Source organism: Thalassolituus alkanivorans (assembly GCF_020447205.1).
Lineage (GTDB): Bacteria > Pseudomonadota > Gammaproteobacteria > Pseudomonadales > Oceanobacteraceae > Venatoribacter > Venatoribacter alkanivorans.
Window position 1 is genome coordinate 151,460 of sequence record NZ_JAJAEL010000006.1, and the last position, 13,363, is coordinate 164,822.

The 13,363-nt window shown below is 53.9% G+C and carries 7 protein-coding genes; all 7 read right to left on the reverse strand.

Annotation, left to right across the window (positions count from 1 at the left end; translation table 11 throughout):
• Positions 1-178 precede the first annotated feature (178 nt).
• From LGT44_RS02645 to LGT44_RS02675, 7 genes are read right to left on the reverse strand one after another with little or no spacing between them, the layout of a single operon-like run.
• Positions 179-1,375 (reverse strand): CDP-alcohol phosphatidyltransferase family protein, encoded by a 1,197-nt coding sequence (locus LGT44_RS02645; protein WP_230330502.1) that lies wholly within the window; start codon positions 1,373-1,375, stop codon positions 179-181.
• The gene (locus LGT44_RS02650) at positions 1,372-3,072 is read right to left on the reverse strand and encodes an AMP-binding protein (protein ID WP_230330501.1); all 1,701 of its coding nucleotides are present in this window, start codon (positions 3,070-3,072) and stop codon (positions 1,372-1,374) included. Before LGT44_RS02650 ends, LGT44_RS02645 begins: the two co-directional genes overlap by 4 nt.
• Before the next feature lies 1 nt (position 3,073).
• A complete protein-coding gene (locus LGT44_RS02655; RefSeq protein WP_230330500.1) occupies positions 3,074-4,201 on the reverse strand; it encodes a hypothetical protein in 1,128 nt (375 codons plus the stop codon).
• A complete protein-coding gene (locus LGT44_RS02660) occupies positions 4,198-6,987 on the reverse strand; it encodes a phosphoenolpyruvate synthase (RefSeq protein ID WP_230330499.1) in 2,790 nt (929 codons plus the stop codon). The genes LGT44_RS02655 and LGT44_RS02660 overlap by 4 nt, the downstream gene beginning before the upstream one ends.
• A complete protein-coding gene (locus tag LGT44_RS02665; protein WP_230330498.1) occupies positions 6,984-9,758 on the reverse strand; it encodes a phosphotransferase in 2,775 nt (924 codons plus the stop codon). The genes LGT44_RS02660 and LGT44_RS02665 overlap by 4 nt, the downstream gene beginning before the upstream one ends.
• Positions 9,755-10,717 (reverse strand): UbiA family prenyltransferase, encoded by a 963-nt coding sequence (locus LGT44_RS02670; RefSeq protein ID WP_230330497.1) that lies wholly within the window; start codon positions 10,715-10,717, stop codon positions 9,755-9,757. The genes LGT44_RS02665 and LGT44_RS02670 overlap by 4 nt, the downstream gene beginning before the upstream one ends.
• Before the next feature lie 35 nt (positions 10,718-10,752).
• Positions 10,753-13,050 carry an efflux RND transporter permease subunit gene (locus LGT44_RS02675; protein ID WP_230330496.1) on the reverse strand — a complete coding sequence of 766 codons (2,298 nt, stop codon included), beginning with the start codon at positions 13,048-13,050 and terminating at the stop codon, positions 10,753-10,755.
• Positions 13,051-13,363: the final 313 nt, after the last annotated feature.

Consider the following 13,363-nt stretch of genomic DNA (forward strand, 5'->3'; position numbering starts at 1 on the left):
CCGATCGTTTATCAAGGGACAGGTTTTGGGATCGCCTGCCGTTCATCAACTCATCTGCCCCAACACCATTACAGCGGCATGTTATGCACGCAAACATGGCATCCAGCCAGACGAGACCTAATAAAAGGGCGCGTAGTGTATAAAATCTGCCCTGCTGCCACAAGCATTCATTCACGCCTCAGACAGCACTGTCTTTGAGTTTGTTACGGTACAGCCATTGTTTAACCAGCAGCGCGGTCAGCGGGAAGGTCAGAATGTACAGGGCCACCACCGTCCAGCTCAGATCCAGCCACCAGCCAAGTATCAGAGCAACGCCAACAGCCGAGTCGATCTGATCAAGGGCGATAAACCAGTAACGCTGTTCTTCCGGCACCTGCCCCGGCGCAATGCCCAGCCGGCGCTTAAACCAGGAATTGGGCAATTCGCCGAGAATATAGCCAGCGCCGGCAACCGCACCGGCCAGCAGCAGTGAGTAACCACTCCACACGGTCGGCCAGCCCAGCGCCTGAAATATCAGTTCCAGTGGCCACAGACAGAGCGCGCCCAGCGCCGTCAGCAGCGGCACCAATAAAACGCCGCGCCAGGTTTTGTTGGCACCAAAGGCCGATTTCCACACCGGCCGGGCAAGAGAAGGCAGCACGTCATTGCTGACACACCACATATGCGCCACACCGCCAATCACCACCGGCACCTGCAGGTACAGCGCCATCAGCAGCGGATGCAACGGCGCCTGTGTGCCCTTAGCCGCCAGCGTGGTGGCGCACAGCAGCGAGAAACCACCCAGCGTAATCCACAGCATCTGTGCCAGTGAGGTGAACTTAAAGAACGGCCGGGCGCGCAGCATCTGTACCGAAAACCACAGCAGCACCAGCGCCAGCAGGCCTTTAATAAAGGCAGTCCAACCCAGCCAATGCTCCAGCAATACCAATGGCGCAATAATCAGCAGACTCCAGAATACCGGCATGCCCAGATAGGCCGGACGGGCGCTGCCCTTACTCGCATCCTCAATATTGCCGGTCTGATTGAATACCGACAGACGGATACAACCCGCGGCGACCATAGTCACCAGCGCCACGGCATAAGCACCATCAAAACCCCACTGCAGTAAAATCAGCGCCGGACTGACCAGATAAATCAGCACGTCCATAAAACCATCGAGGTAACGACCAAACTCACGGGTCAGCCCCCAGCGCCGGGCCAGCAAGCCATCCAGCGCATCGGCGGTCATCGCCAGAAACAGCAACGCCAGCGCCGTCAGCAGCTCCTGTTGCAAGGTAAAAAACAAGGCCAGCAAGGTCAGCGGAACACTGCTCAGGGTGATCAGATCAACCCGGTTCAGGCGGATAATCCAGCCACCGGCCGGTAAACTGCTCATATTGATGTACTCTCCGTTTTGTTCCAGGTAACCACCATGTCGGTACGGCCTGCAGCCGCCATCTGACGCAGCAGCGGACGGTCAATCTTGCTGTTGTGGCGACCATCCACCGGCATGTACTTCAGTCTGGCAACCTGCCATTCACCGGCCGGCAGCAAAGCCAGCAACGCACTTTTCAGGTTTTCCAGAGGCTCGTCACAACACAGGAACAGCCAGCTCTGCTGTTCATAGCCAATCAGCGCGCTGCGCTGTACACCGGCCAGCGCATCCAGCTGTTGCTCCAGCCAGAGCGGCTGCAAACGGCGCTGGCTGCCAAGCTGCACCGCATCTTTTACCCGGCCACTGAGCCACAACCTGCCCTGTTCATCGAGCCAGCCGGTATCGCCGGTACGGTGCCAGACCAGGCTATCGGCGCGCGGGATTTTGTTTTCTGCATCGGCCTGAGGGTTGTGGTAATAACCACGCAGCACATGACGGCCGGCGACCAGAATTTCGCCCTCTTCGCCCACATCACAACGGCCATCCCGCACATGATGTTCATTAACAGGGCTTTCGTTAACCAGACTTTCATTGAGAAGGGCATCGCTGTTTGCAGGCAGATTGCAGATCAGCACATCGGTGTCTTCGGCAATATCGCCCACCAGCAAAGCGGCCACACCGGGCTGCCCGTCACTGTGCAGATAATCCTGTAGCAGCAATGAGGCGATGGGCTCAGCTTCGGTGGAACCATAGGCAATACGCGCATAGGCATTGGGGAAGACCTGCAACAGATCGCGCGCCAGCAGCTGACTGACCGGCGCACCGCCAATTACCAGACTGGTGATCTGCGGTAAGGTCGTCTTACGCAGTAACAGCTCATCACAAAGGGCGCGGAAATAGGCCGGCGCACCACTGATGCGGGTAACACCCTGCTGCTGCCAGCGTGTCAGAACCGCTGCCGCATCCACCTGTGCCGGAGCGGCCAGATCCACCTCTGGCAAACAGCTGCTCATGCCGCAACTGAGGTTATGCAGCACCATCACCGGGAAACACGGGCTGTCACGCTCGCCATCGGCATCCGGCCAGTGATGGCGAATCGCGGCATGCTGGGCATCCAGACTGGCATGAGTCCGGTCGGCGCCTTTCGGCCGGCCGGTACTGCCGGAGGTAAAAGAAATAAGACCGTGATCGCCTGTGGGAGGCACCGCCAGCTGCGGCCATGTGCCGCTATCAACAGACGCCAGCTTGCCCTTAAACGCCGCCAGCGCTTTACTCAGCGAACGACTTCCTAACGTTGTCCGGTCAATACTGAAGCGCTTTAAAGACCAGAGCTCAGGAATCAGCCAGAACCAGCGCAACAGCGCCTGCATACTGACAATCGCCACCGGGCGGGCATCGGCCAGTGCCATACGGATTTTCTTGCGGCCCATGCCGGTATCGATAAACACCGCCACCAGACCGGAGGCCAGCAAACTCAGCACCACCGCATACAGGTCAACCGACGGCCGGGCGATCACCACCACCCGCTCGCCGGGCTGCAATCCCTGCTGCTGCCACAGTAACTGCAACGCACTCACACGCTGCATCAGCTCACCATAGGTACATTGCTCAGCGCCCAGACAACGACGCCCCTGCATTAATGGAATATCCAGCGCCAACCGCTGCGGATTACGCCGTGCCTCCTCAAGCACATGACGGCAGAAATTCAGCCCGCTCATATCAGCCTTCCTGAGCAGCCGCGCTGGCCAGCTGTTTGGTAAACAGACCATACACCCGCACTTCTTCGCCGTTGTGGGCATAACGCAGTGACGGATTATCTTCACGCACCAGAGCCGCAGCCACGCGCTGATAGTGAGGTGCCGCCCAGCAGGTCAGCTGCATCGACATCAGGGTGAACAGACCGGCCTGACGATAATCGGGATGAATAGCCCCTGTTTTCGCCAGCGCCAGACGCGGCTCAGGCAACAGTGCCGCATGCTGGGCGTAGCTGATATCCGCAGCCTTCATCAATGGGCCAGCAACTTGCAGCGGACTGTAATCCGGATAACACAGGAAAAATCCGGCAATGGCGCCGCTCTTATGCCGTACCAGTACCGACGACTGCGGGCAGAGCTTGCGCGCAAAAGGCTCACCACAGGCGGCGACAAACTGTGCTTCGCTGATCGGGCTGTAGGCAAAGTTCTGGCGGAACATACGGTCGATTAACGGATACAGCTCCGGCAGATTATTCATCCAGGTGTCGCCATCCAGACGGCTGACAATAAATTCACCCTGCAATTGCTGTAACGCCTGCGCCAGTGGTTTTTCCATCTGTAGCGCCAGTGCCGGTAAATTATTATTAATGCGGGTGTAATAGCGGTAATGAATATCGTAACCCAGCGCCTGTAATTGCTCGCCATAACTGAGCGGATTATAGGGTTCGCCGGCAAATACCGGCCCCGGCATACCGCCCTGCTCATCGGCTAAGCGCAAACGGTACGGGCCGTAGGTATTAAAATTAATCGGCCCGTAAATACGCTCCGCTCCCTGCTCGGCGGCCCAGCGCTCAAAGCGGGCGAATAAATCCCGCTGCGCATTCAGTACCCTGTCGTTGTCGCCGCTGTTTTCCCAGAAACCGAAATAGGCAACGGCTTCATCATTAATACGCTGCTCGGGATTAAAAAAACCGGCTAAACGACAACCTTCTGCGGTTTCTGCCCAGGCACGGCCAGTGCGGAAATAATCATTTGCCGTACTGAACTGACGGCGCACTGTGGCTTCATCTTCACCCAGCCAGAAGGCATCGTCGCTGTAACGCTCACGGGCAATACGAAAAAAATCATCACTCAGTTCCGGGATGCTGTTCATGCCACCGACTCCTCGGCCGCAGCCATCGTATCAGCGGCATTAAATTCCAGCCGTTCTACACGGCCACTGGAACCATCCATGCGCACCAGCTCCTGGTCGGCCAGTAATTTGGTTAACCCCGGAATACCCACCACCGCAGGAATTCCCAGCTCACGGGCCACCACCGCCGAGTGACTGAGGGTTGAGCCACGCTCCACCAGAATACCGCCGGCAGTCGGAAATAACGGTGCCCAGCCCGGATCGGTACGTACGGTGCAGAGAATCTGACCATTTAAATTCAGCTCATCGTCCGGCGAGAAAATCAGCCGTACTTTTTGCTCAACAATACCCGGATAACAACCGGTGCCCTGCAGACTGCCATCGGCGGCTGCGGTTTCTTCCTGAGCATGCGGATATTCAAAGCGGTTATTGCAGTACAGTGGCCCACGGGTGTGGAAATGATGCGGCGGTTCATCCGCTTCGTAAGACGCGAACTCCGCACGACGGATTGCCACCAGCGGTTTTAAATCAGCAGTCACCGAGCGGCCGTCGGCATAGGCGTAGATTTCTTCCAGAGTCAGATAAAAAATATCTTCGGCCTGCTCAAGTTGCGAATAAAACGCCAGCTGCTCACCGAGCTGACGGAAAATATCGCGGTACAGACCAAACATCCGGGTACGCGCCAGACGCATATTCTCGCGGTTGCGGATGGCATCGCGCAGGCGGCTTAAATCACGCTGGAATTTTTTTAAGCCACGGCGACCAAATTGCTTCTGCAATGCTGGTAATACGGCCTGCTCTGCTTCGGCACGGAAACGGGCTTCGTTTTCGGCCAGCGTCGCCAGGGTCAGATCGTCACGGCTTAAAAAGTTTTTCAGCACCGCAAACATAAAAGAAGCGTCCTGACGCAGCGTTACCGACTCCAGTTTCAGCTCGCCCATGGTGCGGTCGCCGTACAGTTCAATGTACTGCAGACAGCGGCTGTGGAAATCCGGGAATTTTAATTGCAGCAAAACCAGAAGCTGATCGTTTGGCTGATCTTTTAAGCACGCCAGCAATTCCGGCTGCGTACGCGCTTCATCACATAAACGCAGCAGGAATTTGGTAGGTTCAGTACTTTCGATGCCTTCTTCACCGGACAGCAGGTTGTTCTGTACCAGCGCCGGATTTTCTACGCCGAGTTTTTCCAGCCAGCGGTGCACCTTGCCGTTCATCATCATCACGTAAAAATCGTTAACGATGGGCGTGGTCCAGTTATTCAGCAGGGTTTTATCCAGCGTACGGCTGAGGCTGATTAATGCATCCATGCTCAGGCTGTGCAGTTTATTGCGCTCGACCCGGGCATATTCAGCGGCAAAGTGCGCGCGGAATTCAGCCACCAGATCATCCATACGGCGGAAACGGCTGAGCATGGCAAACAATGCGCGCAACATCTGCGGCAGGCGTGCCAGCTTTTCGCGGCCACTCAGTTCGCGATCCTGAATCAGATCTACCGGATCGGTCAGGCCCATCATTCGTTCCATATCGGCTTTATTGGTACGGAAAGATGGCAGGAATAATAAACCGCGATACCAGTTATTAATGTTGTAATACACCCGGCCACGAATCAGGCCGAGCATATTTTCCAGCATATCCTGATGCTGCTGTACGACATTTTCACGCACACCCAATAAACGCAGGGTCTGCTCGTATACAGTTTTATAAGCGCGGTTGGCAAAGCTGAAGGTCAGCGGTGTGGTTACACCACAATAGGATTCCTGAATATTGGAATTATCCCAGACCTGCAAACGGTCGGTATCGGGGTTCTGTTCCGGTAAACGCGTCACCGGACGCGCCTGCAGAATATAAAACGCACCGTCTTTCAGGCACCATTCAATATCCTGCGGTGCGCAATAGGCTTCCGCAATGCTGCGTCCCAGATCACGCAGGGCAAAAATCTGCGTGTCGGTTAAACAGGCAACCGCACGTTTATCGGCGGCCACTTCCTGTTCACGGGTACCACCCTGCTCAGCATCCTGCACCAGACACAGGTCTTTATCGTTGACCTGCACGCTGAGTTCATTGCTGTTTAAACGCACACTGATTTCATCGGCATTGCAGTGGCCGGAAACCAGACCTTCGCCACAACCCCAGGTAGCCGAAATAAAGGCTTCGCCACGATCACCATTAACCGGGTTGGCGGTGAACATCACACCGGCAACATCGGCATCAATCATGCGCTGAATAATCACTGCAGCATTAATATCGGTCAGGCCCAGACCTTTCTGGATGCGATAAGCCAGAGCGCGGGCATTAAAGGCACTCTGCATCACGGTAATAATGGCCGCGGCAATCTGCTCTTCACCACGCTGATATAAACAGCTGTCCATCTGTCCGGCAAAAGACGCACCTTCAGCATCTTCACCCACCACCGATGAGCGCACCGCCCACCAGCCATGTGCCAATGCATCGCTGCCAATGGCTGTGCGCACGTCGTCGGCAATGGCAATTAATAAACCGCCATCGCGGATTTTCTGCTGAATCCCCTGGGCGACCTGTTCCAGCGCGCTGCTGTCGGGCTTATCGCCCAGTGACGCCAGTTCGGTTTCGATCCACTGTTCAAGATTTAGCGAGCGTAACTGTGCACGGAAAGCCGCAACGGGTACCACCCACCATTGCGGCACCTGAAGACTATTAATGGCCAGAGTCTGGCGGCTTAAAAATGCCAGATTAAAGGCTTTGCCACCCACCTGATCAGCACTCAGCGCTGCGGCCTGCAGCGCATCCAGACAATAATTAGCCGGGCTGTTTACAGTGTCTTTTTTCACAAGCTTTGATCTCCGTTTTCCAGACGCTGAATTTCCAGATCCAGCAGACGACGGAAGGTACGCACCACCCGCTCCATAAACGGATAATGACGGAAGGTATGTGCCATTACATACATAGGTACACGGTTAACAACCAGATCCCACAGTGTCAGGGTAAAGCCATAACGCCATTGTTCAGCATCCAGCGTAACGCCAGCGGCCTGTTCCAGTTGCACGCGGTGACGCTCAATTAAAGCTTCCACCAGCTGCGGATCAAAATCCGGATTCAGGGTAAATACCAGCAATTCAGCCAGATCGTGTTGTGGTGCCTGAACGGTCGCCAGTTCCCAGTCGTAAGCGCAGAGTGTCAGTTCACTGCCCTGACGACGGAAGGCAATATTGCGCGGATTAAAATCGTTATGGATCAGGGTTTTCGGTAAGGCATCCAGCTGCGGATACCACTGCTCCATGCTGTACACGCGATCGCGGAAGCGCTCCATATCACCAGCACTGAACCATTCCGGGAATTCCTGCTGGGCGTGGGCACCAAGCATTTCCCACAGGCGGGTTTTTTCCAGCATATTGGCGGTATTCGGTGCGTCGCAGATCCAGTCCTGAGTCAGCAGTTCGTCTTCGCGGTTCAGCCAGATACTGTGCACCTGAGCAATGCCATCAACGGCGGCATTAAAGTGTTCGGTCGTCCAGCCGGAAGTGTCGTCAGCGGAATCCATTAATTCCAGACCATCGAGATATTCCTGCACCAGAACATAGGCTTCACGTGAGGCATCCGCCCAGGCCATATAGGTGGTCGGAGCAACGCGGCGGAAACGTTCATCCTGCTGCGCCATCACTTCCAGCTCACGCACATGACAGCCACGGAAACCAACATGCTTGCGGAATTCGTTATAGGCATGCGCCAGACGGGCATCACACATAGACGCCATAGAGTTAAGCATCAGGATAACTTCGTCATCCAGCGGCTTTACTTTGACCATCACATCCAGCGTCTGATCGGCATCGTCAAGTGTCAGGCGGAACGGATAATGGCCAACCAGCTTATTAATTTTATGCGCTGTCAGTTCGGTAATAATACTGCTGCCTTTACCCGACAGGCTCAGACTCTGCTGCGCACTGACCTGCACGTTGCGGTTTAAACCCTGTGATAATGCACGGCTGAAAAACTCCGGATTTAAATCACCGAGTTTTAACCATTCTACCGGGCGGTTACGGCCAAGTTTTTCGTGAGCGCGGGCAAACTGATCGCTGGCAATGGCCGACAGCGTGGATAAATCAAGCGCCAGACAGTAACCGGCAATCACTTCGGCCAGTTTATGCGCACAGCCGGGGCCCGCACAGCCAATCATCTGCAGGCATTCCTTCTGCTGCGGCAGACTGGTGCCGCCGCCGACCGTACCGACCACCAGACTTGGCAGGCGCAGCGTGGCGTAAATCGCATTATCATCGGTCATTTCCATATGCAGCTGGCCGATGGCCGACTCGTGTACACAGGCAATGTCCTGACCGGTGGCAGTAAACATCGCACCGATCACGTTGGCGATATTAATATTCAGACCGACCATACCAGCCGCAATACTGCCGCCAACAAAATGGTTATAGGCGGTGAACAGTTCGCGCGCGCTGACTTTTAATACTTTACGGCAGACATCATCGCTGAGTACGGCTTCTGCCAGTACGCGCACACCACGACCACGCAGGAAAGAGTTATAGGTAACTTTTTTATCGTTGGAAAGGTTGGCCTCAACCATAAAGTTTTCAAACTCTATGCCTTCGAAAGCACGCATTTCGGCCAGAATCCACTGACACGCCTGCCAGGTGCAGGTGGTGGTCATATTCTGACCCGCAGCATCACCGGTTTCATACACAAACTGTACGTGCACCGTGCGGCCCATTAATTCGGTATGCACCTCCACCAGATTGGCATAGTTCGAATACTTACGGGTTTGGGCGGCAATTTCGTTCTGATGGTCTTTTACCCATTCGGCAAAAAATAACGCCGAAGATAAATCGCTTAATACGAACACCGGTACACGCAGCATACGCTGACCCAGTACCCGCACATTCACACCACCGGCACGGGAAATCGCTGTGGCACCACGGGTAGCCGATGCCACCAGTGCACCTTCAGAAGTTGCCATAGGTGCATAAAATAAACCGTTCGCGTGTTCGCCACGGATATGCAATGGCCCGGCCACACCCACCGGAATTTCGACAGTACCGATTAACGCTTCGATATTACTGACCAGCGCTTTCGGATCGAGAGTAATGTCCGCTACCCGCTCCATCGCCGCACCGGTTTCTGCGCGGACAAAACCCAGACGCTCCTGACGGGCCTCTTCGGTGTATAAACCACGCGCCGGTACTTTCGGCAACGTCAGTTCGTCGTATAAACGACCATCATCTTCTGCCGCACGCTGACGCAGGGCATAACTGATCTGCCACAGCTGACGGCTGTTTTCGGCGGTGTTTTCACCATCGGTATCGTTACGCAATACCAGACGCCATAATTTAGAATTCTGCGCGACTTCCAGTTTGCTGATGATTAAATCGCGCAGCACATATTCTTTATCGGCCAGAACCAGAGTCACCGTGGTAAAGGCAGCATCCAGCTGCCATTGTTCGCAGGGCTCGGCCAGCACGCATAAATGGCTTTTGGAAACATCCACGGCTTCGGCATTGCGCCAGTTATCACCGCACTGCAGACGTACGCTGGCGTTCTGTTCAGGGCTGAATTCATAACGGGCTTGAGTAGTATAAACGCGGGCCTTTTTCATACGGCAGCTCCCAGCAGGTGAATGTTTAATGCAGCGGCGATAATCACCACCAGATAGCCCAGCAACATCGTCAGGGCGACGGCTTTCTCGTTATTTTCACGGCCGCTTTCATGGGGGGATTGTTTGAATTTGAAAACAGCTTTAAGAGCCAGTACCAGAACCAGTACCAGCAATACGGCATAAACCACTAATACTGCGACATCCAGCAGCCACAGTAATACCAGCTGGTTCACCACCATGGCGCAGACCAGCGCAATGACCAGATTAGCGGCACCCTGCACGCCAAGGATGCGCGAGTAAGAATCGACCGTTTCGCGCTCTTCTTCCGGGCCACGGGTCTTACGGGTAATTTCAAAACAGAAGCCACTGATAAACGCCAGGCTCATCATCGCCATTAAAGGCGCAGAATTCAGTAACTGCATTACCGGCAGTTGTGGTTGTGCCATCGCCGCCAGCCAGAGCACGATCAGCGGCATAATCGCCATATGGCTCAGGGCATACAGCAGCAGACGTTTTTCCAGCCAGGCGCCACAAAAAAACTCAGCACCCATTAAACACAGGTAAACAAACATCACGGCCCAGACGATCAGGGTATCGGTACCCAGAAACAGGCTCCACAGCAGCTGGGCAATGACCGCAATAATACCCAGACCTTTCAGGTGCGTCAGAGTAATGCGGCCACTCTGCAATACACGTTGCGGGTGGTTTTTAACATCCAGCTCGTAATCTTTATGTTCATCGAAAATACGGATGGTTAAAAACAACGACCAGGTAATCAGGCAGGAAACGATATCGCTCCAGTTAAAAAACCATTCGCCCTGACTGGCACGAACAACACTGGCGGTGACCAGATAAAGAATAAAAAACAGCAAGGCATTGGCGAACGGAAAACGTTCGTCCATCCAGGCGCGGATACGGCGCAGCAACGGCTCGCCGGCAATAACAGCAGAGTTAGTCATAGAGAGGTCTCATTAATTGAATAAATCAGAAAAATTCAGTCGCGATCCAACAGCATCAGCAACAAAGGTAAAAGAATAAGATCGGCCAGTAAGGCAACGATAACCGTCAGAGCCATCAGCCCACCCATGCCCCAGGTGGGCGAAAAAGGTGACAACAGCAACAGTGCAAAACCGGCGGCCAGTACCAGGCTGGTAATAATCATGGCCACGCCAACGGTAGAAAATGCGTATTCGATGGCCGCTTCGGTGCTTTCACCTCTGGCCCTGGCGTTGCGGTACTTGGCAAGAAAGTGCACGGTGTCATCAACCACCAGACCAAGACTCATGCAGGCAACAATGCTCAGCCCCAGATCAACATGACCACTGATATAACCCCAGATACCGTAGGCCAGCAGTGCCGGCAGTAAATTCGGCACCAGACTGATCAACCCGAGGCGAACCGAACGCAGTACCAGCATCATGACCGCCGAAATTAATACCAGCGCCAGTAATGTGCCCTGAAACAGGCTGATGCTGTTACGGTCAGAAATCTGGGCAAACACCATATCCAGACCACTGCCCGGAGCGATACTCAGCGCCGGAGTATGTTCTGCCGCCCAGTCGAGCAGAGCCTGATCAAAGGCCACTAATTCACGCGATGTACGCTTGAATAAATGCACGGTAAAACGGCTGGCGGTCTGATCAATAGTAAGGCGCTCATTCAGGCCCATGCCAAAAGGCAGAGACATTTCGTACAACAGCATTGCCTGAGCGACCTGCTCATCGGAAGCGGGAATGCGGTAGTAATCTTTATCGCCATCATGCAGTGCCTGATTCAGTGTCAGTAATGGCTGATGCAGACTGTCAACAAAACCGACTTCGGCAAAGGTTTCCAGATGCTCAGCCAGTTGCTGCAACTGTTGCATAGGTTCGGTACGGTACAGCGAGCCACCATCCTGTGCCGCGATGCGGTACTGAATAAAATTAACGCCGTTAAGTTTATCGTTCTGCAGATCCAGTGCCTGGCGAACCGCAAAGGATTCGTCGTAATACTGATGCCACTGCTCATTGAATTTCAGCTGACTGACACCTGCTGCCAGCATCGCTGACACAATGACCGCCCCCAGCAGTAACGCCCGCGGATGCGGCTGCAATACCCGCTGCCAGAATGTCAGCAATAAACCACTGAGCCATTGTCCGGGATGCGCCAGCGTCCGGCCCGGCTGTATTTTTGGCTGTGGTAAAACACGCAATGCAGCAATAAACAGAGTCAGACTCAGCACCGCAGCTAACAGCGCGGCAAAAGCGACTAAATTGCCCAGGTCGCGATATGGCGGAGACTCACTGAAATTCAGGCACAACAAACCAAGCGCAGTAGTAATCGAAGTAATCCACACCGGACGGATATTGGATTTAACCGCTTCCGCCAGTGCAGGTACTTTGCTCATACCGGCACGCAGCCCATGCTGATAGGTCGCCAGAATATGCAGACAGTCAGCAATTACGATAATCATAATCATCGATGGCACAACACCCACCACCGGAGTCAGGCGTGCCGTTGTCAGTCCCAGCGCACCGGCCCACCCCAGAGCACCAAAGGTCGCCATTACACTCAGCAGCGTCAGGGTTAATGCCAGAAAAGTACCGGCCAGAGAGCGGGTCAGAAAAAAGATACCGGCGAAAATCAGCAGATAACTGGCCGGAATCAAGGCTTCCATATCGCGCTCTACGGCTTCAGCCAGCGCCAGATTAATAATCGCCGTACCAAACAGCTGCACATCCAGATACTGCAATTCTGTGGCGGCGAGTAATTCACGGGTATAGGCGACCAGTTCGGCGGTTGCTTTTTCGTCACCGTCCGGTAATGAAAGGCTGACAATAATTAATGCCAGATCGCCGTCTTTATTGACCAGACGATTCAGCAGATCGGGCTGAGTCCGGATATATTCCAACTCACCCGCAATATCCCAAGCAGACGCTTGCTCGGGCCGATAGAAATCATCGATATTAATATTGTCATCAGCAGACTGAATACGCTGATAATTGGTAAGAGAATCTACCCGACGGGCGTAGGGAATTTCCCAGGCGGCCTGGGTGAGTTGCGCAATTTCATTCAGCGCACGGGGATCAAGCACAGTGGCTGACGATGCCGGCTGCAACAGAAACGTCAGCGTATCCTGTTTATTAAAATCCTTTTCAAGCTGCTCAAAGCTCAGCAGCTGCGGATTATCAGCACTGAAATAAACCCGGAAGTCTGACACAAATGACAGCTTTGTCGCCCCTGTTGTCAGACTTATTATTAGTATCATGGCGGCAACAATAACCAGCCACGGATAACGCAGTGAGAATGACACGATAAAATCCTTTTAGCCTTGCTAAAAAAAACTGGCACATCGTTTGCCATCAGCGGCTTTAGAATAATCGTTGTAACAATGCCCGGAACGGCCGCGGATATTACCCAGAGCATTCCCTTAAGGCCAGAGACAGGAACAGAAAAAATAAGAATTAATGCAACTTATCCGACAATTTTTTACTGAGGACAAATAGCATCCGGAATGCAATCACGCATCCGGACAATATTACTCACCAATCAGGACAGCTGCGCAATATCTCAGACGTTGTTAACAAATTTATAAATCTAATAATAAAGAATTATATAAACAAATT